Source organism: Shewanella sp. DC2-4 (genome assembly GCF_013248875.1).
GTDB lineage: Bacteria > Pseudomonadota > Gammaproteobacteria > Enterobacterales > Shewanellaceae > Shewanella > Shewanella oncorhynchi.
On sequence record NZ_JABRVR010000002.1, the window covers coordinates 2,649,667 to 2,674,698 of the forward strand.

20 protein-coding genes and 2 pseudogenes are annotated in these 25,032 nt (G+C 44.7%); 11 read left to right on the forward strand and 11 right to left on the reverse strand.

Translation table 11 applies throughout. The annotated features are described in order from the left end of the window. Window positions 1-154: 154 nt before the first annotated feature. A complete protein-coding gene (locus tag HQQ92_RS12450; protein ID WP_173245715.1) occupies window positions 155-1,513 on the reverse strand; it encodes a methyltransferase in 1,359 nt (452 codons plus the stop codon). 164 nt (window positions 1,514-1,677) lie between these two features. Here HQQ92_RS12450 and HQQ92_RS12455 point away from each other — a divergent pair, with 164 nt between their 5' ends. Then, window positions 1,678-1,911 (forward strand): DUF1289 domain-containing protein, encoded by a 234-nt coding sequence (locus HQQ92_RS12455; protein ID WP_006085323.1) that lies wholly within the window; start codon window positions 1,678-1,680, stop codon window positions 1,909-1,911. A 57-nt stretch (window positions 1,912-1,968) separates the two neighbouring features. Here the strand turns inward: HQQ92_RS12455 and HQQ92_RS12460 are convergent, their stop codons facing one another. From HQQ92_RS12460 to HQQ92_RS12470, 3 genes are all read right to left on the reverse strand, one after another. Next, entirely contained in the window at window positions 1,969-2,331 is a 363-nt protein-coding gene (locus tag HQQ92_RS12460; RefSeq protein WP_028760525.1) for a YajD family HNH nuclease, read from the reverse strand. 178 nt (window positions 2,332-2,509) lie between these two features. Next, entirely contained in the window at window positions 2,510-4,486 is a 1,977-nt protein-coding gene (locus tag HQQ92_RS12465; protein ID WP_168823597.1) for a BCCT family transporter, read from the reverse strand. A gap of 399 nt (window positions 4,487-4,885) precedes the next feature. Continuing rightward, window positions 4,886-5,467 (reverse strand): DUF502 domain-containing protein, encoded by a 582-nt coding sequence (locus HQQ92_RS12470; RefSeq protein ID WP_028760527.1) that lies wholly within the window; start codon window positions 5,465-5,467, stop codon window positions 4,886-4,888. Between the two features lie 185 nt (window positions 5,468-5,652). Between HQQ92_RS12470 and HQQ92_RS12475 the strand changes: the two genes are divergently transcribed. The 3 genes and pseudogenes from HQQ92_RS12475 to HQQ92_RS12485 all read left to right on the forward strand — a co-directional run. Next, window positions 5,653-6,048 (forward strand): VOC family protein, encoded by a 396-nt coding sequence (locus HQQ92_RS12475; protein WP_173245718.1) that lies wholly within the window; start codon window positions 5,653-5,655, stop codon window positions 6,046-6,048. 605 nt (window positions 6,049-6,653) lie between these two features. Continuing rightward, on the forward strand, window positions 6,654-7,076 hold the full coding sequence (locus HQQ92_RS12480; protein ID WP_173245720.1) for a hypothetical protein: 423 nt from the start codon (window positions 6,654-6,656) through the stop codon (window positions 7,074-7,076). A 368-nt stretch (window positions 7,077-7,444) separates the two neighbouring features. Next, window positions 7,445-8,213 (forward strand): annotated as a pseudogene (locus tag HQQ92_RS12485) (transposase); the annotation flags it as partial. Between the two features lie 824 nt (window positions 8,214-9,037). Here the strand turns inward: HQQ92_RS12485 and phoU are convergent. The 4 genes from phoU to HQQ92_RS12505 form a co-directional block, all read right to left on the reverse strand. Beyond that, window positions 9,038-9,748 carry a phosphate signaling complex protein PhoU gene (phoU, locus tag HQQ92_RS12490; RefSeq protein ID WP_028760530.1) on the reverse strand — a complete coding sequence of 237 codons (711 nt, stop codon included), beginning with the start codon at window positions 9,746-9,748 and terminating at the stop codon, window positions 9,038-9,040. Between the two features lie 70 nt (window positions 9,749-9,818). Beyond that, entirely contained in the window at window positions 9,819-10,637 is an 819-nt protein-coding gene (pstB, locus tag HQQ92_RS12495; protein ID WP_028760531.1) for a phosphate ABC transporter ATP-binding protein PstB, read from the reverse strand. 33 nt (window positions 10,638-10,670) lie between these two features. Beyond that, a complete protein-coding gene (pstA, locus tag HQQ92_RS12500; protein ID WP_028760532.1) occupies window positions 10,671-12,329 on the reverse strand; it encodes a phosphate ABC transporter permease PstA in 1,659 nt (552 codons plus the stop codon). Window positions 12,330-12,388: 59 nt separating this feature from the next. Beyond that, on the reverse strand, window positions 12,389-14,647 hold the full coding sequence (locus HQQ92_RS12505; protein WP_168823090.1) for an ABC transporter permease subunit: 2,259 nt from the start codon (window positions 14,645-14,647) through the stop codon (window positions 12,389-12,391). A 200-nt stretch (window positions 14,648-14,847) separates the two neighbouring features. On the opposite strand from HQQ92_RS12505, the gene HQQ92_RS12510 reads away from it, so the two are divergent. The 3 genes and pseudogenes from HQQ92_RS12510 to HQQ92_RS12520 form a co-directional block, all read left to right on the forward strand. Then, window positions 14,848-15,348, forward strand: a complete 501-nt coding sequence (locus HQQ92_RS12510) for a glycine cleavage system protein R (protein ID WP_028760534.1) — start codon at window positions 14,848-14,850, stop codon at window positions 15,346-15,348. Between the two features lie 470 nt (window positions 15,349-15,818). After that, window positions 15,819-16,472, forward strand: a complete 654-nt coding sequence (locus HQQ92_RS12515) for a DedA family protein (protein WP_173245723.1) — start codon at window positions 15,819-15,821, stop codon at window positions 16,470-16,472. Window positions 16,473-16,633: 161 nt separating this feature from the next. Further along, window positions 16,634-16,843 (forward strand): annotated as a pseudogene (locus tag HQQ92_RS12520) (DUF2797 domain-containing protein); the annotation flags it as partial. A 29-nt stretch (window positions 16,844-16,872) separates the two neighbouring features. Here HQQ92_RS12520 and HQQ92_RS12525 read toward each other — a convergent pair. Then, on the reverse strand, window positions 16,873-18,027 hold the full coding sequence (locus HQQ92_RS12525; protein ID WP_173245727.1) for an alpha/beta hydrolase: 1,155 nt from the start codon (window positions 18,025-18,027) through the stop codon (window positions 16,873-16,875). 309 nt (window positions 18,028-18,336) lie between these two features. On the opposite strand from HQQ92_RS12525, the gene HQQ92_RS12530 reads away from it, so the two are divergent. Then, a complete protein-coding gene (locus HQQ92_RS12530) occupies window positions 18,337-19,158 on the forward strand; it encodes a DUF2797 domain-containing protein (RefSeq protein WP_173245730.1) in 822 nt (273 codons plus the stop codon). Between the two features lie 248 nt (window positions 19,159-19,406). On the opposite strand, the gene HQQ92_RS12535 is transcribed toward HQQ92_RS12530, so the two are convergent. Further along, window positions 19,407-20,090, reverse strand: a complete 684-nt coding sequence (locus HQQ92_RS12535) for a DUF4136 domain-containing protein (protein WP_131525695.1) — start codon at window positions 20,088-20,090, stop codon at window positions 19,407-19,409. Window positions 20,091-20,489: 399 nt separating this feature from the next. Here HQQ92_RS12535 and HQQ92_RS12540 point away from each other — a divergent pair, with 399 nt between their 5' ends. From HQQ92_RS12540 to HQQ92_RS12550, 3 genes are all read left to right on the forward strand, one after another. Beyond that, window positions 20,490-21,083, forward strand: coding sequence for a LysE family translocator (locus HQQ92_RS12540; RefSeq protein ID WP_113938904.1), 594 nt, complete (start codon window positions 20,490-20,492; stop codon window positions 21,081-21,083). A 26-nt stretch (window positions 21,084-21,109) separates the two neighbouring features. Next, window positions 21,110-21,658 (forward strand): DUF1415 domain-containing protein, encoded by a 549-nt coding sequence (locus tag HQQ92_RS12545; protein WP_173245733.1) that lies wholly within the window; start codon window positions 21,110-21,112, stop codon window positions 21,656-21,658. Between the two features lie 422 nt (window positions 21,659-22,080). Then, on the forward strand, window positions 22,081-23,109 hold the full coding sequence (locus tag HQQ92_RS12550; protein WP_173245736.1) for a DUF4062 domain-containing protein: 1,029 nt from the start codon (window positions 22,081-22,083) through the stop codon (window positions 23,107-23,109). Between the two features lie 467 nt (window positions 23,110-23,576). On the opposite strand, the gene HQQ92_RS12555 is transcribed toward HQQ92_RS12550, so the two are convergent. Next, window positions 23,577-24,863, reverse strand: a complete 1,287-nt coding sequence (locus tag HQQ92_RS12555) for an acetyl-CoA hydrolase/transferase family protein (protein WP_173245739.1) — start codon at window positions 24,861-24,863, stop codon at window positions 23,577-23,579. Window positions 24,864-25,032: the final 169 nt, after the last annotated feature.

Here is a 25,032-nt window from a genome sequence, read left to right on the forward strand (position 1 = left end):
TTCAATAAAAAACCATCTTGAGTGTAAGACTTGTCTCACAGCGCAGGTTCCAAACACGACGGCCCTGAATTCACTATCACTAAACTTAAATGCGCTAATATAGAAATAATTCATAAAAAACATCACAGTACAGTATGTTTTTAGACGCGCAAAATTATACCGCCATTTTTTGCGCTAAAATCAGCGTATTTCTTGGTGTGACGCTGTTTGCACAAAATTCACCCACGCAAACACCATATCCTTGTTCCTGCAAAAAACAAGCGCGATCTAAGATTAACCACTGCTCCAGTGCGCTGCGGAATAAATGCGCGACTAAATCAATACGGCGAGTTAATTGTTGTCTTTGTCGCCCAACGTCAAGCCAAGCTTCAAAATCCCTGTTTTTCGCTAAATTAACTGCCTTCGTCTCGGCCGCCCACAGGCAAAAATCCGTAAAACTGCCGCTCAACTGGCTCTGTTTTAACGAGGGTAAAGGCAAATATTCGTCGATTTGTCGACATTCACGTTGCAGTGCATCAAAGCCTAAGCGCCACGCGATTTCTTGATGGCGTAGCGCCTGCTGTTTGGGATTAGCGATCACACTCTGCTGCAACGGTAACTGTAAATCATGGCGACTGAGCTTTAGGCTGCCCTGCTGAGCAAGAGTCGATAACGGCTGATAATGGCTCGCTTGAATTAAATGATAGCAACAGGGAGAAATCGCCAATGCCTGCGTGCCCGCCTCGGCCGCCAGCGTTAACAGCCGAACATGCAAATCTCCGCAGGCATGCAAAGCAACCGCTTGCTGCTGAGCAGTTAAGGGATTGGCATTTGAGGCATGTTCAGCTTGTGCTTCAACTGTAGTTGTAGATGTGGTTATAGGTGTGTTTGTCACAGCATGTTCTGCACCAATAGCAAAGGCATCGGCGCAAATAAAAGTCTGCGATAACTGCCACTTATCGGCAAAGGCCTGCCCTGCTTCACACAGCGGCGCCTGCCACTCTAAGCTCACCACATAAGCGCCGCGAGCTTTAGCAATCAAGCGGCCCAAATGCCCTTTACCAGCACACCATTCCAATACGGGTAAATTAAGCTGGGGTAAATGCTGCACAAAGGCGGTAATTTGCTGCCATTTTCGGCCTTTAATGTGAGCACTAAAGTGCGCCTCATCATCAAAAGACAAACCGCGGTCCTGCGCTGTATCTACCTTTGTGGCATCGGTAATCGCAATATCAGCAATGGCAGTGGTGAGCAATGACAAGTCCCAATCTTGGCCTAATGCCCTAAGATCTTGGCTTAATGCCGGTGACAGTGCCTTGACCAGCAAAGATTGCTCGGCATCGAGTCCATCCAGCTCATCATCACCTAGCGCCCACGCAGCTTCGGCCAACCGCGGAAAATCCTGTGCCCAAGGTAAAGCGTTCACTTCGAATGCACGCACTTGCCACAGGGCAGTACTCTGCTCAAGCAGTTGATTAAGTTCGCTAAATCGCTGTGAGTAAGTGAATTGTTGCTGCAGGTTATCTTGGTTCACGTCATGCCCAGTGTAAAAAATACTTGTCTCACCTTAGGCCAAGGGAATGCGCCCTAAAGATGACTTTATGCGAAAAAATGTTAGCATCGCGGCCTTTAAACACTCATCCATATCGTTAACTGAGAAGACTCGGTTAACTAGCCATAAGGCTCCAAAGGACACCTATGCTTTCACCTTGCGTCGCACGCTGCGGTTTAAATGACGAAGACTACTGCATGGGCTGCTTTCGACATATCGATGAAATCGTCAGTTGGCGTACGAGCAGCGAAGCACAACAAGCAGCCATTTGTCAGCAACTTCCCGCCCGTAAAGCTTTATTTGAAGGCAGTGAAAACCAGCATATTTTAAGTCGTGATAAATGGTTAGCTGCCGAAGCGCGTTTAACCGACAAAGACTAAACGCCGCCTGCTAACGCCACTCTCTGCGCAAGCTCATCCTGCTAACAGCCTACAAGACTATTTTTTCAGCATTGATTTCAAGTCAGCAAAGGGATTGTAGGTCGCCGCCGCTTGCTTGGTTTCTGTGGTGCTACCGTAGCGGATCAATTCTTCAAAGCGAGAATGTTCGTTGTCATGGCAATAAAGACATAATAATTCCCAGTTTGAACCGTCTGACGGGTTGTTATCGTGGTTATGATCCCTATGATGCACAGTCAGTTCACTTAAGTTTTTTGGGGTAAATTCGCGGGTACAGCGGCCACACACCCAAGGATAGAGTTTTAACGCTTGCTCACGGTAACCGCTCTCACGCTTAGCTTTGTACTCCCGCGCATCGGCTAATACTTTATCTAACTTACTCTGGCCTGGCACTGATGACATAGTGTAATCCCTAAAACAAACCCTAAAAAAATTGCCCCAAGGATAATCCGAGTTATCACTTGGGGCAATATCTCCCGCACTTTGCGGGTTAATCGTGCGCGATTTGTAGACGTAAATGGCTAAGCTGACTTACGTTACTGGCTTAGCTTACTTAACTTACGTTACGGGCTTACGTTACTTAACTTACGTGGGCATGATCGGCATTCGACAGATGCAAATAGTGTAAGTATTTTTCATACTGAGTCACCACATCCGCGAGAATTTGCTCTTCGGTATAACCCATCACATCGTAATGCTGACCACCTTGTTCAAGGTACACTTCGGCGCGGTAATACAAGGTATTGCCCTGCTCGATTTCAGTCCCTATTGGGTTAGTGATATCAAAACAACGCGTTCGTACACCGTAAACAAAGGGCAAATTCACCTCATTGCTGATCACTAGTCGCACGCGGCCATCTAAGTATTCAAGATCGGCCACTATGCCTTTAGCCATAAAGTGTTGGCACACTTTAGACAAAGCGGGCGTAGCCACATTATTCAAGAACACTTGCGCTTCTTCATGGGTAGGATGCGAGACTAAAACCCCAATACGCTCTTCCCAGCTCATATTAGTTTTGGCGTATTGCACACTAGTATTGTGTAACTGCACGCTATTAATCTTCAGCCAATCATTTTTCAGGGCTTTAAATAGGCCCAGACACATGAATAGCATCACCACTAAGAACGGCATAGCACTGGCGATTGCCGCCGTTTGCAGCGCCTGTAACCCACCCGCTAACAACAATACCGAAGCAACGACCCCTTGCAACAGTGCCCAAAAGATCCTCTGCCATACGGGGGCATTGTTATCGCCGCCCGAGGTTAGATTATCAATCACTAAGGATCCCGAATCCGACGAGGTCACAAAGAAAGTGACGACTAAACAAATCGCAATCCCAGAAAGTAACGTAGGAAACGGCATGTGCTCGAAAAACACAAACAAGGCCACTGACACATCGGTATTCACCGCCTCGGCAAGATAGGTCGCGCCGTGATTCATAATCGAATCAATCGCCGTATTACCAAATACCGTCATCCACAGAAAGGTCAGCGCCGATGGCACAAATAACACACCAATCAAAAACTCACGGATGGTACGGCCGCGACTCACACGCGCAATAAAAGTACCGACAAAAGGAGACCAGGAAATCCACCAGCCCCAATAGAGCAAGGTCCAGCCTCCGAGCCAATCTTCCTTATGTTCATAAGCGTACAAGTTAAAGGTTTTGCCCACTAAATCACTTAAGTAACTACCGGTATTCTGCACAAAAGCCTGCAACAGCATAACCGTAGGGCCAAGGATCAAGACGATAAGCAATAAAATAATCGCGAGACCCAGATTGAGTTCGCTTAAGCGTTTCACGCCTTTATCGAGACCAGAAAATACCGATAATGTCGCCAATAAAGTAATGCCGATAATCAAACACACCTGCACCACAGCATTATTGGGTAAATCTTCAAATAGATAACTCAGACCCGAGTTAACCTGCAACACCCCAAAGCCCAGTGATGTCGCCACCCCAAACATAGTGCCAAGCACAGCAAAGGTATCCACTGTATGGCCAATAGGACCATAGATGCGTTCACCAATTAAGGGATAAAGCGCACTTCGCGGCAATAACGGTAACTTATGTCGATAAGAGAAATAGGCCAGACTCAATGCCACCACAGCGTAAATCGCCCAAGCATGCAGTCCCCAATGGAAGAAAGTGATCTTCATTGCCTCTTTTGCGGCAATAAGACTCTCTGGAGTTGCATCCGGCGGCGCCAGATAGTGCATCACAGGTTCGGCTACCCCAAAAAACATCAAACCTATGCCCATACCCGCCGAAAACAACATGGCGATCCAGCTTTTATAGCTGTAGTCAGGCACTGAATGATCTGGTCCTAGTTTGATATCGCCGAAGCGACTGACCATGACAAATATGATAAAAATCAGGAAAAACGCCACACTTAGAATGTAAAGCCAACCGGCTTTCATTTCTATCCATGACTGCATTGATCTAAAAAAGGTGTTTGCCTCTGTGGGCCATACTGCGCAAATCATCACCATCAAGATGATGAAAAAGACCGACGAATAAAATACCGGCGGATTAATACTAGACTTGATTGACATTGACTCTCCCTATTTCTAGCGGGTTCACACTCCAAATATCTCAACATACCAACGGCGAGATAGGACAAAACTTATACTTAAAATTTGGTTAATACTGCGTGGCTCATCTATGACCAGTATGGGGGAAATCCCAAAGATCATGGCAACGACTCGCTATGGCTAAACGCGACAGGATCTGAACAACGGGATTAACAACACTCGACTTTTTTAAGCCAATGATTGATGGATAAACAGAATTAACACCACTAAGGCAGCTAACACCCACCTTTAGCATAAAACAAATATATTACTAGAATATTCAGCATAAAAAATGGCGACCATATTGGTCGCCAAAAAAATTATACCACAAAAATCATAAAATTTAATTTTAAACGCTAAAACGCACAAACCTTCATCTGATTACTTAGTCGGTGACTGCGAGATACCAGCAGTTAAATTGAAGCGCATCGCCTCCTCAAACGACCAATCAACCATAATTAAATCATCCCGCTTAACTAAGCTCGTCACGCCCGCCATTTGATAGCTCAATTGGAACAACACAGGCACCCAATCGCCCTCTGGTAGCGCATCTAACAAGGGCTGTGGCGGCGTATCCGTCATAATAAAACCCACCACAAAACTGCCATTCGCCTGTTTCACTAACACTGTCTTTTGGCTTGTTGGCTTACCATCACGATTCATCAAAGAGGCGATATCACGGATACTGCCATAAACCGATTTAAACAATGGGAAACGCATCAACTGGCGCTCAAGCCAACCATAAAGCCACACAATCGGGCTGACTGAAAACAGCAGGCCCACGGCAAAAACTAATGCCACCACCAGCATAAATCCCGCGCCGACAAAGTGTTGGTTTATCCCTACCAACTCTAAAATTACAATTCCTAAACCATCTAACGATACAAACAACGACCAAAACAGCCACAAACTCAAGGCCATAGGTAATAGATTCATTAAGCCGCGGGCTAAGGTTTTTTTCATCACACTCTCATTCAGTCATAGGGATACAGAAGGCATAAAATATTTACGCAAAAAACGCCACAAATGCTACCACAGAGTCACTTTTGCACCAGCACATGATGTAAGGTATCTGGCAGTAATAGTCTCAAGCATAGAGACAGCGTTCAAATTCAGGGCCCACTCTGAGCCATTCTAAGGAAAGTAAAATGCGCGTAACCCGCTTAGATCATTTGGTCTTAACCGTAAAAGACATCGCCGCCAGTGTCGAATTTTATCAAGCCGTGCTCGGGATGAAGAAAGTGGTATTTGGCAATCAGCGTATTGCGTTAAGTTTTGGCGACCAAAAGATTAACCTGCACCAAGCGGGCGCAGAATTTGAACCTAAAGCCGCAGCAGCCACGCCCGGCAGTGCCGATCTGTGTTTTGTGGTCAGCCACAACATAGAAGAAGTGATCGCCCACTTAAACGCACTTCAGATTGAAATCATTGAAGGCCCAGTGCTACGAACCGGTGCCACAGGCCGGATAAACTCTGTCTATATCCGCGACCCAGATTATAACCTGCTTGAGTTATCAGAATATCTGCCCGCCTGCATTGGGTAAGCAAAGTGTAATAAACTCCATTTTTACTAAAATTTAGTTTTTATATAGCTCTAGCGAGTACGAGGAATATCGACGTTAAGCTTTCAAAACTTCATTTGAATTTTTTAATCAAAATCAAAGTCGTGGGGCTTCACCCCACACCCGACCAAGGAGGACTGCTCGTCCTACCCTCCTTGGATGCTCCAAGACGCCCCCGACGGAGTTGAAAGCCCCTTGTGCTCATTGCCAAAATTGCTATCGCTTCCGAAGGATGCGTCCCTGCACCTGCGAAAGCTAGTCGGTCATCCATGACCGAACTCACGCACTCTTTATTAAATCAAGAGCTCTATTCGCCCTGCGGCACTCCGAGGGGATGGCGTATTCCTTGGGATTTTGAGTCGTTAGATCGCAATTAAAAAAGCGGGGACATCCATATCTTTTTTTATGGATGGCTCGATTTATTGCTCCATCAACTACTAATATCACATATCAATGCGTATAAAAATTATTTTTAAAAAAATAAAACCAGTAAATATTAAATCTATTTAAAAAAAATTATTTTATTGACACGTATATTATACATGTGATTTATTAATTTTCACATTAACTAAATGGAGATATATCGCATGAAAAATGGAACTTTAGCATTATTGATTTCTTTATCTTTTAATGCATCAGCAGTTACAGAAAGCCCTGATATGATCATTAAGAAAAATGGCGAAGAAGTCGTAAAAGGCTACATTGCAGAATATTTAAATGATATTGGAGTTGATTCAGCATTCCCTGAAACTAGAGCAATTGACAGAGATTATAATAAATATTTTATATGGCAAGGATTGACCATGACCTACATGAATGTCACTGGGGGGTGCAAGGCTCTAGTTGTAAACGTAACTACGGGCAAAGGTTATAATCAGAACTACCATCATATTTCACAATCATTTGAATCATTCCCGCTCCCACCTTATAGAGATAAATCAACTTATACAAGTTGGAATGTTATTGCAGCAATGGATTGCACCGACACTTTACCTGGAATTCCGTGGTAATAATGAGATATTATTTAAGTTAAGAGAATTAAGATTATTTATCGAAATGACACAATTGTTAATGGTAAATATTTCGCATCTAATCTTGCTCATTACGATGAATAGGATAAAACAAATAAAAGATTAAACAAAGACACATAATCTTAAAAGCGTGGCATAATACTTCTAGCTATGCTTTTTGTAAGCATATAAATAAGGTTTATATGCCGCGCACTCTCAATCAAAGTATAGAAAGAAAAGCTGGGACATATATGGTCACCTCGGGTTTAGCAAGGAGTTAACTATGAGTTAACTGGACACCCAGCCTTAATGGCGCAGTTGTTAACCTCCGACTATGCTTGGGTTAAGCATTAAACAAGGAGGTTTGTATGCCGCGCCCTCGCAGAACTCAAATTAGTCTTGAAGATACGCCCTATTACCATTGCTGTAGCCGCGTTGTTCGGCGTGCGTTTTTGTGTGGCGATGATACCTATTCTGGACAAAACTATGACCATCGCCGTGGTTGGGTTGAGTCACTACTGTTTGAACTTGAAGCCGTTTTTGCCATTGATGTGGCAGCCTTTGCGGTGATGTCGAATCATCTGCATGTGGTGCTGCGGGTCGATATCGACAGTGCCAATCGTTGGACTGACCGCGAAGTACTAGTACTTGAGCAATGGCATAAGCTGTTTAAAGGTGATGACTTAACGCAAAAATTCGTTCAAGGAGAGTTAGTTGAAGCGCATGAGGTCAATCGATTAAAGCATTCAATTGCCATTTACCGCAACCGATTATGCGATATTTCATGCCTAAGTTTTCAAAAGAGCACGATGTTTGAATGAACCAATAGCAAGGCAAGCAAATCAAGAAGATAACTGTACTGGTCGTTTTTGGGAAGGACGCTTTAAAGCCCAAGCCTTACTCGATGAAGCCGCTGTGTTAACCTGTATGGCCTACGTTGATTTGAATCCGATTAGAGCCCAAATAGCGGATACGCCAGAACAATCCGACCATACCAGTATTCAGCTGCGCATTCGGGCCGCATTAAAAGATGAACAACCTAAAAATCTACTGCCTTTTATCGGTAATGAGCGCGAGAACCAGCCCAAAGGCATTGCGTTTTCCTTAACGGATTATCTCGAAATAGTTAGGCACACACATAACTACTTCATACTTTCAAAAGGGAAAGGTATGTATTGGTACCTCACAATCTTAAGCTACTCCTTATTTGTACTCGCCATAGCTTTATTATTTTATAGATTACACCTGTTATTTACAGGCAGCAGAGTTTCTGGTGTAGTCACTAATTTCATCACTAGAAACAGAAGCCTTACTGGCACGGCCAAATCAACACTTATAGAAATTTCTTACAAGAATTCAAGTGGAGTTGACTGCAAATTTGAAGCTGACAATGGATTATTAGTTTATATCTATAAAATAGGAGATTCAGTGAGTCTATCAGAGAGAAATGGAAAAATAATCGTTAATTAATTATTCAATATTCTCACTGCACCAATTTTTTATTTACAATGAGTTATGTAATTTTTAATTTTCTGGCCTAACAAAGTAATCAAGCGGATAATTTTTAAATCTACAGATTACACGAATGCTCGAAAGGTGAGCCATGGTGATTAGCGAGACGACCGTCCGCCCCATGGACGGGGGCGGTCGAGCATCCAAGGATGGACTTGCTGCGCGTCGGTGAGTGAATACCATGGCAAGCCTGTATGAATGAGTATCAGCAAACGCTAAGCCCCCCAACAACTGTAGTTAAAGCTCACTCCGGTATAATAGCCTGCAGAATTTTCCAATGCGTTTTTACCAAATCGAATTGACTCATCATTGCTATTAGTACTGTCAAATCAGTCTATAAAAGCAGTCGGCATTTATTAAGCCGCATTTAAAAGCCCTAAAAGCAAAACGCTCCACAGAGACTGCGGAGCGTTTTATTCAGGCATTAAAACTGCAGATTAATACTTGTGTTAGCCTTTCATGTCCTTTTCCATATCTTCGTAGGAAGTATGGCGAACATCTTTACCTTTCACGTAGTAAATGATGTATTCACAAATATTTTTACAGCGGTCACCGACACGCTCAACTGCGCGTGCTGCCCATAATACGTCGAGTATGTCTGGGATTGAACGCGGATCTTCCATCATATAGGTCATTAACTGGCGAATGATGCCTTCATATTCACGGTCAAGCTTAGCATCTTCTTTATGCAGCTCTAACGCGGTATCGGCATCCATACGGGCCAAGGCATCTAAAGTCGCATGCAACATCCGAGTCGCATGACGCCCCATATTTTCAATGCTAACTAACAAAGGCTGCTGATTATTCAAACGTTTATCTAATGCCGCTTTTGCAATCCGCACACAGGCATCACCAATGCGCTCAAGATCGGCGATGGTTTTTGAAATAGCGATAATCAAGCGTAAATCACTGGCCGCAGGTTGACGCTTAGCAATAATACGCGTGCATTCTTCGTCAATGGAGACTTCCATCGCATTGACCTTATGATCGCCTGCAATCACCCGCTGAGCTAACTCGGCATCGAGGGCACTTAAGGCATCAATCGCCTGCTCCAGCTGACGTTCAACCAAGCCACCCATCGCGAGCACTCGATTACGGATATCATCCAGCTCAGCGGTGAACTGACCCGAAATGTGCTTACTTAAATTCATGTTTTCCATTGCGTTCCAACCTGTTACTTAACTGTTGACCCATACCAAGCCTTGGTGGCCTTATCCGATACTCAAGCGATTAACCGTAACGTCCTGTGATGTAATCTTCAGTCTTACGTTTTTTCGGCGTGGTGAAAATCGTATTAGTATCAGCATATTCAACTAATTCACCCATATACATAAAGGCCGTTTGATCCGATACCCGCGCCGCCTGTTGCATGTTGTGAGTCACGATAACCACAGTGTATTTCGTCTTAAGCTCAGTGATTAACTCTTCAATCGTCAGCGTCGAAATCGGATCGAGTGCCGATGTTGGTTCGTCGAGTAATAGCACTTCTGGCTCAATGGCTATCGCACGGGCAATCACTAGACGTTGCTGTTGACCGCCAGACAAACCAAAGGCGTTATCGTGTAATCGGTCTTTAACTTCGTCCCAAATCGCCGCGCCGCGCAATGAACGCTCAGCCGCTTCGTCGAGTTCACGACGGTTATTCAGCCCTTGTAATCTCAAGCCATAAACAACGTTTTCGTAAATCGACTTAGGGAAAGGATTTGGGCGTTGGAACACCATACCGACATTACGGCGCAGAGCCGCGACGTCGATTTTCTTGTCGTAAATATTCTGGCCGTGCAGCAAGATCTCGCCGCCGATATGACAATTATCAACTAAGTCATTCATGCGGTTAATACAGCGCAATAGTGTCGATTTACCACAACCACTGGGGCCGATAAAGGCAGTGACTTGCTTCTTGGGGATCTTCATCGATACATTAAACAGCGCTTGCTTATCACCATAGCGCAAATCTAAGTTACGGATCTCCAACGCGGTGTCGTTCTGGCTTAAGTTAGCTAAATCAAAGTTATTGGTTTTCATTGCTGTCGAATCTATAGAAATCATATTTAGTCCTAATACTTTCAGGATAATCGCTGATTAGTGCTCAAGCGAACGATATTTTTCACGTAAGTGGTTACGCACGCTAATGGCCGTCAAGTTGAGTGCCACAATCACAGACACCAGCAAGAAAGAGGTCGCATACACCAGAGGACGTGCCGCTTCAACGTTAGGACTCTGGAAGCCCACATCATATATATGGAACCCTAAGTGCATGAACTTACGTTCTAAATGCACAAACGGGAAGTTAAAATCCAGTGGTAATGTTGGCGCTAATTTCACGACACCCACCAACATTAGCGGTGCCACTTCACCGGCAGCACGAGCGACCGCTAAAATCAAACCCGTCATGATCGCTGGGCTCGCCATCGGGATCACAATCCGCCACAGGGTTTCAGCCTTAGTCGCGCCCAGTGCCAAACTACCTTGACGCACCGCGCTTGGAATACGACTTAACCCTTCTTCAGTCGACACAATAACCACTGGCAGCGTCAAAATCGCGAGGGTTAATGCCGACCAAATCACCCCTGGCGAACCAAAGGTAGGAGCAGGCAAAGCTTCAGCGTAAAACAATTGATCGATGGAACCGCCCATCATGTACACGAAGAAACCTAAACCGAATACACCATACACAATCGAGGGCACACCCGCTAAGTTGATTACCGCAATACGGATCATCTTAGTAATAGGGCCTTTCTTAGCATATTCATGTAGATAAACCGCCGCAACCACGCCAAATGGCGTCACGATAACCGCCATCAACATCACCATAAATACAGTGCCGAAAATCGCGGGGAACACGCCGCCCTCAGTGTTGGCTTCACGCGGATCGTCACTCATAAAGCGTCCAATACCGACAAACCACTTACCAATTTTGCCTATGAGTCCTAAGTGATTCACATAGGTCACATCAAGAACGGTATCGAGCTTCAGTTCAACTTCTTCGCCGCGCATATCTCGGACAATAACCGAGTCACGCGCCGCATCATCACGCAGGGCAAATAACGCTTTTTCAAGCACTAAGTAATCTTCTTGCAGTTGAGCTCTCTTGGCGACCAACTCAGCTTTAATACTGTCGGTCAGTTCCCCATCCAGCTCGAAACGACGCTCCTGCAAACGCAATTTTTCAATGGCGTAGTTAATCGAGCCAATATCTTGCTTCTGCAAATCGACCGCTTTGTCCGATAAGGCAACTGCGCGTTCGATATGCTCCATTAAGGAAGATTCAATCGCATCATTCACTAAATCGAGACGCTTGCCATTTTCAATCACAGCTATCGGATAACCGTAGAAGTTACCGTTTTTAGCCCGCTCGATCAGTGCGACCTCGCTTGGCACAGAACGGCTAACAATGTCCGTACCTAATATCCAGCGGAAATCCAAACCCACAAATTCACGGTTACCGGTTTTCACTAAGTAACGGGTCACAAACTCGCCCGGATGTTGCTTAAACACGTGTCCAGCAGCAATCAAACGCTCAGTCGGTACTTCTTCCCTATCGTAAACCTCACCAATTAAGGTCGAACGTACACCCGTGTTATCTTCAAGCTCCCACTGGTAAACGGTTGCAGGCCAAAAGTAACTTAAGCCGCGCCATGCGATTAACAATAATAAGCCTAAGACGGCAATCAAACTGATGCTCACGGCACCGCCCGTCATCCATATCCATGGCGAGCCTGATTTTACCCACTTACCCATTGCACAAACCTCTCAAGGTCACTGGCGAAATAGTATTTAATGTCATTGTCTTATCCCCGTTACAGCGAGCTATAGCGTTCACGTAGACGCTGTCTCACCACTTCTGCAATGGTGTTAAAGAAGAATGTAAAGATGAATAGTACGAACGCAGCAAGGAAGAGCACACGATAATGCGAGCTACCGATAGCCGATTCAGGCATTTCAACCGCAATGTTTGCCGCCAAGGTTCGCATCCCTTCGAACACACTCCATTCCATGATGGCAGTGTTACCAGTGGCCATCAGTACGATCATGGTCTCGCCAACGGCGCGGCCAAGGCCCATCATAATGGCCGAGAAAATTCCCGGACTGGCGGTTAACAACACCACGCGTGTCAATGTCTGCCAAGGCGTCGCACCTAAGGCTAAGCTGCCGTTAGATAAATGACGCGGTACAGAGAAAATGGCATCTTCAGCGATGGAGAAAATCGTTGGGATCACCGCAAAGCCCATGGCAATACCGACCACCAGCGCGTTACGTTGGTCGAAGGTGATCCCCAGTTCGTTAGTGATGAATTGACGGGTATTACCATCAAACAGCGCCACTTCGATGATTGGGCTGACCGCAAAAGAGAACCAACCCACGAAACAGACCACAGGGATCAACATCAGCTCTTGGTACACTTCGGGTAAACGTTGTTTCCACTTACCCGGCAACCTACTCCAGCCATAGGCAGATGTGAGTATCGAGGTCGGCAATAAGATCAGTAGAATTAAAATGCCGGGGAGATGCTCTTCAATCAATGGCGCTAACCACAGACCCGCCAAGAAACCTAAAATCACCGTTGGTAAAGCTTCCATGATTTCAATGGTCGGTTTCACGAAACCGCGTACCTTAGGCGACATAAAGTAAGCCGTGTAAATCGCACCAGCAACGGATAAAGGCACGGCAAATAACATGGCATAAAATGCCGCTTTCATTGTGCCGTAGGCCAATGGCATTAAGCTCAACTTAGCTTCAAAATCATCAGAACCTGAGGTCGATTGCCATACATATTGTGGCTCTGGATAACCTTCATACCACACCTTGTCCCACATGGCGCTCCATGACACTTCTGGGTGGGAGTTTTCCACACTGAAGATATGCAGCTTTTTGTCCGCCTCAACGACTATGCCGTTTGAGCGTGGGGTAAAGCCCATTTTACCGGGGTTTTTAAGGTCAAACTTTGCATCAAACAGTTCACGATGACTCGTGGTATAGAGTAGTGTTAGCTCACCCTCAGGGCTCACTGTCGCGAAACTCTTACGATAAAACTCAGAGGTAATCGAGCTGATGGGCGGTAAGTCATCAAACTGACGAATCTCTTGATATAAACGCCCTTTTTCACCATTAACTTGGAAGTACTGCGCCACAATACCTGTGTCATAACTGACCAGTAATGAACTCGCTCCCGCCAGCAAAGCCACGTTATTGACTTGTGCCTTAGCACGTTCAACATCAATCACCTGCAGCAGATCTAAACTGTCAGTATCACGGATGTCGTACACGAAAATTTTATTGCCAGTTTGCAACATCAATTGACGTTGATCAGGCGTCATCAGCTCGTGGGAGACTTTCTTCGGCGCATCTTGAATTTGTGACGTCGTAGAAACCCACTCCACTTCTTCAGTCATCATGTTCTCTTGCCCTTCGAGACGAGTGAGGCGCCAAACACCACTCTCATCTTGATAAGCAAAACTCATTTTGTCTGAGCTATAAGTAAAGGTCAGCTTATGAATCGCGCTGCCCGTCTCATCGACGGTAATGGGGGTTTCACCTGCGGGATAACGCAGTTTAGGTGTGATTAAACGTTTGTTATTGGGGTACGTTAAACCAAACTCTAGGCCCGCCACTATGACCTGACCATTACTTAATCCCAGCGCAAAACGTTGTTCGCTCGGTACAGCAACGGCGGCGCTGGTGACGGTAACACCCGCTGGTAACGTCGGGGTAAAGCTAGAAAGTAAGCTACCGTCGGCAACAGTATAAAAGTCCACTTGACCATGAACGCTCACACGGTACATCACCTCATTTTGCTCTTCAGCACCCACCATTAAGGTCGGCACATCCGCGTGTTGATAGCTCACACTCTTAACGGGTGTGACATCAGCACTGTCGAAAATGGGTTTAATCACATACAACAGATAAAAGAAGATCAACAATAAGGCGACAAATACCATAGTGCCGCCGATAGTGACGCTGATTTGCGCCGCTTTATCCTTAAATGCCCTGCGATTCGAGCGTCCGCCTTTAAGCATACTGTGCGATGCAGAACCAGGTTGAGTGACCTGACTTTCCATTAAGAACCTCTATTATTAATAGCTAGCGAGTTTTTTCGCTAGGATTTGCCGAGTGCTATGCTTACACTGTTTGAACGTAAACTGAGCAATAACAACATCCTTTATTCTAAGTGCGTTGGATTATATGACGCAAAGATGACAGTTGTGTTACACCCCGTTTTAAAACAGGTGCCTTTTACAAAAAATAGGAGTCAGTCACTATGCTACGATACTTAATCACACTACAAGCACCTGATAGAAAAGGATTAGTAGAACAAATCGCCCATGCTGTGAGTCGTCATGGCGGCAACTGGCTCGACTCAGAATTACGCCATATTGACGGTGTCTTTGCCGCGATATTGTTACTCGAAGTGCCGTCACTGCGCATGGACGAGCTCATTGAGGCCCTAGAATGCATCGATAGCCTGTCCCTCACCTACTCCAAAACCTCGGTCGCCCTTAAGCCCATCAAACGCTTAAGTTACAACCTAGTGGCCTATGACAGACCCGGACTTGTGCTCGATATATCTAATAAAATCAATGCAATTGGCATCAATATCGAGCAGTTTAGTAGTCAATATGAAACCGCAGGCCACACAGGTATAGCTTTGTTTCGGGCGACCATCGGCCTTGGACTCACAGATCTCGCCCAAGAAGATCAACTGGTAGAATCCCTCTATGCTCTTGGGGATGATCTCGTGCTCGATAGATTAAGCCGTTAATGCCATTAGCTTTTACGGCAAGCTAACACTTAGCACACCAATACATTTAGAGAGCGCACTCGCAATAGTACTTTCAAACAGCACTTAAAGTGCGCTTAAAAACAATGCTTAAAAACCGACATTCGCGGCAAAGTGTTCAAATTAAGTTAAGCCAATGCAATCAATACTGGATAGTTGGAATCGTTAGAATGCGCATAGGAATCAGGCAAGTGGGTTTGTAAGTTGATGTCATCATTTAAAATTTATTAACCCTATAATAATGCTTAATATTTTTACTATAAAAAGCCCACAAAACCCGATTACTGAACCATAAACACACTAACACCAACAAAATTTAATGTTGTAACTGCCTTTCGATTCATGCTCCCTTGGTAGAATAACCCACGAAACACCATAGCTCCGGTTCAAAATTGCCGCTTTCGAGCTTTTCCATCTTTATGTTTTATCAATTATTTTAGGGAGTAGTACGTATGGAGCAGTTATACGAACTGGCCCAAGCCATGATACACAATGATCTGGCGGTTTTAGCCAATCCTAAAATCGCCCTCATGGTCAGCGCATTAATTTGTGGCTTTTTAGTGTTAGAAAATGGCTTTATTCCCACCGCATTTTTACCCGGAGATAGCCTACTCTTTCTCACTGGAGTGCTGATTTATCAAGATATTCTTCATATCGGTATTATGCCGTTATTGGTTCTAGCAACCTTTACAGGTACAGCTGTAGGTTATTTACAGGGTCGATTTTTAGGGCATACCCAAATTTACCAAAAACTGCTGTCGAATATTGATATCAAACATCAGGAAAAAGCGACCCACCTTATTGATAACTATGGAGTGATAACCCTGCTACTCGCACGTTATATTCCTTTTGTTCGTACCGTTTACCCCTATATTTTAGGTGCAACGGGTATTTCTTCACGTCGTTTTTTACTCATTAACTTCATCAGCTCAATGGTGTGGATTTTTTCCGTTGTTGGTTTTGGGTATCTCATTAGCCATACCCAATTAGCAACAAAATACCAAACACAATTTATGAGCATAATCATTTACTTGCCAGTAGCCTTGCTAACTTTCGGTATTATTACCTTAGTGTACAAATGGTTAAGTAAAACAAAAGAGGTTTAGGTGCACTCAGTCAATCGACTCACTTAGCAAAAATTCCTATCTAAACTGACTTGGATAATCTTGTATACTGACGGCAACGCAATGACGATATAACGAAAGCGTGCACTAGAACGCATGATGAGCGACTAAGCTGCACCAGAACGCAACACATTAGGATGACCATGTTAGGAACGCTAAAAAAGATGCGCGTGCAGTTAGATGACGCGCAACAAGTGCAATATCAACTCGTTGTTGGTGATGAGTTACTTCCGCTCAATCCATTGATAGGAAAGCAATTAACCTTGACCCACACGGGTAATATCTTCTGCTGCAACTGCGGTAAAAAGAGCAATATTACCCAGCCGCGTGAGACTTGCCTAAACATGTTGCAACTATGTAGTTAAACCCTCTCTGAGAACGGTTACTTTTTCCCTTGCAACTGCAAGCGCTTAGCTTGACTGAGGATCTCATTCAAAAACACTGAATCCGTTTGTTTTGCTAATAGCACGGCTTTGTCGGAGGCTCTTATCGCCTGTTCAAGTTGTCCATCCAGATCATAGGCGGTCGCTAAACTATCCCATAACACCTCTGAATGAGGAAACGCACGCGTCCCCTCTGCGAGAATTTCAACGCCCCAAGCCGTTTTTTGTTCATAAGTGGCCTTGAGCCCATAAACATTATATTGCTGAGCAAAGAGTGGAAATTCATAGCCAAACTCAGCGCTCTTTTGCCGATAGAACTGTTTTATATCCTTAAGTGGCATAACGGCAATTTCAGGCACGGCATTCCAACCGGCAAAAAGTGTCTTTAACGCCTCAATATTGCCTACAAGCGGCGTACTGTCGTGGGTTTCATCGGGAAAGTGCTTGTAAAACCAATGCAATTGCTTTGATGTGTTATCCGTGGGGCTTGTACCTAAGCGGTCTTGCAACTGCTTAATTTGCGCCGCAAACGCGCTCGCCATCTCATTGGGCTCACTTGCCATACTCAAAAACCAGCGCAGTGGTTTCGCACGCTTAGCTTGTAATAACTCGACCGACTTAAGCACTAGCCAATCACTGTCCCACCATAAACTGGGACTGATTGAAATCACCGCATCAAATTGGCTATTTGGCGTCAAGGCGACATAACTGCTAAACAACCCCGCGAAGGAGTGACCCGTGAGTATTTGATAATCTGAGGTGCGGTATTTTTTGCCTAACTCACTGAGCAGCTCTTGCTCTAAAAACTGCCTGAACCTTTCAGCACCACCGGAGCTGTCTTTAAATTTATCGATTTGAGTCGGCGTGAAATACTTCATTCGTTGATCCGAACTCACGCCAACGGTGATCATTTCTGGAATAATGGCATAAGTACTTAAAAAACCGACATTCGCAGCCACATGCTCAAATTGGGTAGAGCCATCTAGTACGATTAATACCGGATAGTTAAAATCGTTGGAATGTGCATAGGTATCTGGCAAATCGATTTGTAAGTTGATGTCATCATTCAAGATTTCTGAATAAATTACCGTCTTATCCGTCTGTGCGAAGACAACCGTTGAAAAGAAAAACATCAGCACTAAAACCAACCGCATAAGTACACCTCTATTTGTAATGCTAGGTAACTTACTGGTTTTTATCATAAGACTCAAATCATTACCCTCAAAAAGTCTAATTAAGACGATGGAGTTGAGTACAGTTTACAAAGACGCACTTAATCAGCTCATTCAATCGACTCAGGTCATTAACGCCATCAATCGACTTACTTATCGAAAAATCCTATCTAAACTGACTTGGATAATCTTGTATACTGACGGCAACGCAATGACGATATAACGAAAGCGTGCACTAGAACGCATGATGAGCGACTAAGCTGCACCAGAACGCAACACATTAGGATGACCATGTTAGGAACGCTAAAAAAGATGCGCGTGCAGTTAAATGACGCGCAACAAGTGCAATATCAACTCGTTGTTGGTGATGAGTTGCTCCCGCTCAATCCATTGATAGGAAAGCAATTAACCTTGACACACACGGGTAATATTTTCTGCTGCAACTGCGGTAAAAAGAGCAAGAAGAGTTACTCGCAGGGCCATTGTTTTGTCTGTATGCAAAAGCTGGCGAGTTGCGATATGTGCATCATGAAGCCGGAAACTTGTCATTACGACCAAGGCACTTGCCGCGAACCAGAGTGGGCCCAGAGCCACTGTTTTGTGCCGCATTATGTATATCTGTCGAATACTTCGGGCGTTAAAGTCGGCATTACCCGCCACACTCAACTGCCCACCCGTTGGATTGACCAAGGTGCTACCCAAGGTTTACCGATTTTTAAAGTCTCAACAAGACAGCTCTCAGGCTTAGTCGAAGTAGAATTGGCAAAACTGGTTAATGATAAAACCCATTGGCAAGCCATGTTAAAAGGCCATGCCGACGATATTGATTTAAATGCTAAGGCTGCGGAACTGATCCCACAAATTGAGGCTAAGTTGCACGAAATCGGCATGCAAAAAGGCGATTACAGTATCGAGCGTTTGCACGAAACGATTCAGCCAATTCATTATCCAATTGACACCTTTCCGAAAAAGATCACTTCGCACAATTTCGATAAAGATGTGGTCGTCAGCGGAATTTTGCAGGGGATCAAGGGGCAGTATTTAATGTTTGATACGGGCGTGATTAACATTCGTAAGTTTTCATCCTACGAGATCACAGTCGAGCACGACTGAAACAGTCTGAAATCAAAATGGAACTTCCCTCCGTTAAAATGAAAAAGCGCGGCAGTTTTCACTGTCGCGCCCTTTATTGAGATGGCTGTCACTAAAGTACCATGTCCCACAGTTCAAAAATGGGAGCTAGCACCACAAACATGGGACCAAGACACCTCAATTAAGCACTAATCCCGTTTATCTGGCGAATGCTCCAACCAAAATGCTGACTCAATTCACTTAGAACTGAACTAAAGCTCAAACGCTGACTAAAGAGCCACATTAACCGACGGCATATTGGCCAACATACTGGCAATGAGACTGTCGAAATTTTCGGTTAGCTCATCCATCTTTTTAATGTTGCCAAAACCTTGGGCAAGCACTCGCCAAATTGGCTCATCAACGCCTTGTATTTTAGTGGGTTTAAAGAGCGCTATCACCACGGTACCTTTGTCATACTTTTGGGTATTCACACCGTCGGTTGACAGCCCAGCGACTAACCCTGTCACTGCCAAAATTTGTTCATCGCTCATTTCAGTTCCCATAGCGACGCCAAAGCCAACCTGAAAATCCGCCAGTAGTGGATCTTCGACCCAGCGATATCCCTTACTCTGCAAAGTTTGCTTTAATACGGCTTGCATGTGTTGCAACACTGGCTGCGGATCTAAGCGTTTATCTGTGATGATTTTTTGAAATTTAGGATGCCAAGTGAATGTCATTGCCGTTGACGGTAATTCACTGAGATCGCCAGACATCACGATTGTGGTTCGCAACGGCTGCGCCGCGTTATCCGTCACAGTCACGCACCCAGTAAGACCTAAAACGCTGCTAAAAAGCAGTATTAACACTCTCAAATACCGACTTAACACTCGGTCGGGAACCCAGCAAGGAACTCGACTGAACTGTCGATTTAGCACTCCACTTAGCTCACTATGTAATGATGGATTCATCATGCCCTGTTACCTCAATCTATAAAATGCTGTCTAAGGATAGTTGCTATTACTAAAACTGAAAGCTGATATCCATCATAGTGTTAAATCAGCATATTCCAATATATCTTGATATTCGTGCTAACACAGAGAACCATCAAACTCGCTAGCCTTATTCTCACGCCATTAATCCCATCGAGGCATGTACATATTTTGTTATTCTTTTTAGTTTATAAACTCGCTATGTCGTATAGGCGCGGCAACATTTAATCGCTAGAATGCCTCGCCTGCGTTGCAATCAAATGTCGCAATTATAAATAATAGCAACACAGTATTGCGTAACGTCTGATGAGTAAATCGCAGGCTCAATGCGGCAAATAATCACAATGCCATAAAACTAAAATAAAAGGTGTGGATCTATCTATGGAGTTAATACTCGCTATCGCGTTGTTTGCCTTTTCATCTGGGATCACCCCAGGGCCTAACAATATTATGCTGATGACCTCAGGGGTAAACTTTGGCGTAAAACGCAGTATTCCGCATCTTATGGGAATAAGCCTTGGCTTCCCGACCATGATCCTCGCGATAGGTTTGGGCTTGAGCGCCCTATTCCAAAGCTATCCTATCATCCATCAAGTGATTAAAGTCGTCGGCATAGGTTACCTTTTGTATCTGTCTTGGTTGATTGCCAACAGCAGTAGCAAGATGGAAGGCAAAGCCATTGCTAAACCCTTTAGTTTTATCCAAGCCGCGGCCTTTCAATGGGTCAACCCTAAGGGCTGGATCATGGCCGTGGGCGCGATTGCGACGTTCACGTCAGTACAGCAGGATTTGACCCCGCAGGTCATCACTATCGCAACGGTATTTTTGTGCGTCGCATTTCCCTGCGCTATCGTCTGGCTCGGCTTTGGTGTAGCCCTTAAACGCATTTTAAAAAATGAGCGCCAACAGAAGATTTTTAATATCAGCATGGCGCTCTTGCTTGTGGCGTCTATCATCCCTATGATCGCCCCCTAATTTTTAAGCACGAGCAAACAACCGCCATGAACGAAATTGACATGATCACTCAACAAACCGACGACTGGGTGAAAAAAGTGATCATGAAATACAATATTTGCCCCTTCGCCAGACAAGAAGTCGAGCGCGGCAGTATTCGGTATCTGGTGGTGGAACAAACTAAAGTAAAACAAGTACTTAAGGAATTGATTGAAGAATGCCAATACCTCGACGCCCACCCCGAAGCCGAAACCACACTGTTTATTCTACCCCGTGGTTTTGAGGGGTTTTATGCTTATCTCGACCTCATCGACATGGCAACCGAGACGCTTATCGAACACGAGTACGAAGGCACTTACCAACTCGCCACCTTTCACCCAGACTATTGTTTCGATGGTGAACCACAGGACGGGGCAGCCAACTTCACCAACCGCGCGCCCTACCCAACCCTGCACATCATCCGCGAAGCCAGCATGGAGCTCGCTCTCGCCAGTTACACAGATCCCGAAACCATCCCAGAACGTAACATCGCCTTTTGCGAACGTAAAGGCAGCGACTTTTTCGTCAAACTGTTAGCAGAATGCATGGGGAAATAGCTTAAGCGCCTCAGAAATAACTGAGAGAGATGGTAAATATAGGAAGTTGTAGAGCAATCACTTAACCTTGGTATCCAAAAATTAAGCACTGTCACTCCAGTGACACGCCGTAAACTCGTCCCTGAGGGCTCGACGACGGCATCCATGCCGCCAACGGTCACTTACATGTCAGTGCTTAATGCCGTGGATTTTTGTGTATACCTACTGACCGTGAAGCAAAGATAGTAGGCGAAAAACGGGACAGAAAATGTGCGCACCACATGCGACCCTAACTACAGTTCTTTAGAATTTATTATATAAATTCTAAAGAACGCTGTGATGACATTTTATCTTAGGCCATTCAAAAAATTGACTGTCTGAAGTAACAAGTTGAAAATGCTATACTCGCTCGCTTATGTATTCACTAATTAAAGGATTAAAAATTGGCCATCCCTAGAGTCTTTATAAGTTCTACATGCTACGACTTAAAGCATATTAGAGAAAACTTAAAATACTTCGTTAAGACTATAGGCTATGAGCCTGTACTATCCGATGATGGTGATGTTTACTACAGTGTAGATGCGCATACCCACGATGCTTGCCTTACTGAAGTAGCCACTTGCCAACTGTTTATCTTAATCATAGGTGGGCGCTATGGTGGAGAACATAAAGGTAAGGAAGGTTCAATTACTAACAACGAATATCGAGAAGCGGTTAAAAATAAAATTCCAGTTTTCGCTTTGGTTGAAAGTGCTGTGTATTCAGACCATTACACCTATAACTCTAACAAGAAAACTAATCCTGAATTCTACGAAAAAATTACCTACCCCAGCATAGACAACATCAAAATTTTTGGTTTTATTGACGAAGTTAGAAAAAATAGCCTTAACAACGCTATTGTTTCATTCAACGATTTTTCTGATATGGAAGCATATTTGAAGAAACAGTGGGCAGGTATGATGTATGACTTGCTTGCTGAAAGAACAAGAAATGATAATGCTAAAATAACCAATAGGTTAATTGATGATCTAACAATAGCAGCGAAGAAGTCCGAAGAGTTAATCAAAGTATTACTTAGAACAACTGATGCTGAACACGCTGAAGATAAAATCAGTGAAATAGAGTTATTAGCTCAAGCAGAAAGTTTTCCAAAACGCATCGATGACCTATTTGGTAAAGTATTTATTTCAGATATACCTGGATATGAGATCCCTGACATACAAAATTACTCGAAATGGTTTGAGTTTTTAGCTGCAACTATTGACTTTAAACTGATAACAGAAACTGAACATGATAAAGAAGTGGTGTATATCGTCTACGCATCAAAACAATATGTTGAGCTAAAACGTAGGGTTGGGGACAAACAAGAGGTAGTCAACTATGACGAAATTCAATCATCATTTGAGGCGCTTAAGCAAGTAGATAAAAAAACTAGAGATATTATTCTGTCTAGTATTGTTGTTCCATTTTAAGTCGTACTAAATGCAATTATAAAAGTCTGTAGTTGTATAAACTAGTACTTGCTACTCTATATTCCTGCTTTTACGACCAATAATGGCACATTGCGATACAAAGACTAAAGTGACTATCTCAGCAAGCATAGCTTTTATTTTTAATATACCTAACAAAAACACTTAAGCTTCAGAAATACACCATCCCCTCGGAGTTGCCGCAGGGCGAATAGGCAAATTGCGTGAGTCTTGCCATGGATGGCAAGCTAGCTTTCGCAGGTGCAGGGACGCATCCTTCGGAAGCGATAGCAAATTTGCCAATAAGCACAAGGGGCTTTCAACTCCGTTGGGGGCGTCTTGGAGAATCCAAGGAGGATAGGACGAGCAGTCCTCCTTGGTCGGGTGTGGGGTGAAGCCCCACGACTTTGACTTTGAAAATCAATAAAAAACAAAGTTTAAAAGAAAAATCCATTGATAAATAAAGAGAATTAAACCCTTAATCCCCACACCTCAAAGGCATCACGACTCAGTTGTTCCCTAAAATCTGGGTGAGCGATGGCGATCAGCGCTTGTGCCCGTTCGCGCAGTGAACGGCCGCGTAGATTAGCGGCGCCGTATTCGGTCACAATGTAATGCACATGGGCCCGAGTGGTGACAACCCCTGCGCCAGGTGATAACACGCTTGCAATGCGAGAAAGCGTGCCGCCCGCAGCCGTGCTGGGCAGCGCAATCACAGAACGACCACCTTCAGATAACCCTGCTCCGCGGATGAAATCCATCTGGCCGCCAACACCTGAATAGATTTTAGTGCCAATGGAATCGGCACACACTTGGCCTGAAAGGTCGACCTGCAACGCCGAGTTAATCGCCATCACATTAGGATTTTTACGGATAATGGCCGTGTCGTTGACTTGCTCTATGTCCATAAAGATAACCGCAGGATTATCATCAACATAGTCGTATAATTTCTGGCTACCCAGGGCGAAACCAGTGACGAGTTTTCCCGGATAAAAACGCTTCTTGCTGTTGTTAATCACGCCCTTTTCAACCAGTTGCAATATACCGTCAGAAAATAGCTCAGTGTGGACGCCTAAGTCTTTATGTTCGGTTAAGCAAGACAGCACGGCATCAGGGATCGCACCTATACCCATTTGCAAACAATCGCCATTACGCACCAATTGGGCAACATTTTTACCGATCGCCAAACTCACCGCATCCCCCGTCGCGAAGGAATGAATGGGCAACGCCGCGCTCTGCTCATACACAGCGGCAAAACGGTCGATATGGATAAAGCTGTCACCATGGGTGCGTGGCATTTGTGGATTAATATGAGCAATGATCTTACCCGCGACTTGGCAAGCTGCGAGCGTTGCTTCAACCGAAATGCCTAAGGAACACATGCCATGCTTATCGGGTGGCGACACTTGGATAATTGCGGTATCAATTTTTTGCTCGCCGGAACGAAATAACTTAGGCACTTCAGACAGGAAAATCGGCACATAATCCGCGTCACCACTTTGCAGTAATGCCCGCGTTGGCAGCCCACCGAAAAAACATCGATGGCGTAAATGCCCCTGTAAACTGGGATGGCTTAAGGATTCGGCGCCTTCAGTATGTAACTGTAACAGGGTGAGATTTTCTTTGGTGAGTGCATGCTGCGCCAACGCATCTAATAAAATGCGCGGTGTGGCGCCCATGGAATGAGTCCACAGCGTCTCGCCGCTTTGAATTAAAGCAACCGCATCGAGCGCGCTATGACAAATGATTGGAGGCATAATGAATTCCCTTCGCTAAGCATGATGGCGGCAATCGCCCTAGCGGCAGTGTAAGGGATATCCTAATTAAGCAACATCGATTTCAATGGCTTAGCGCGACTGTTTACTGATAATTTGCGCTATATCAAAACTCGGCACTTTGCCCTTGACGATGAAACTCAGTACAGGG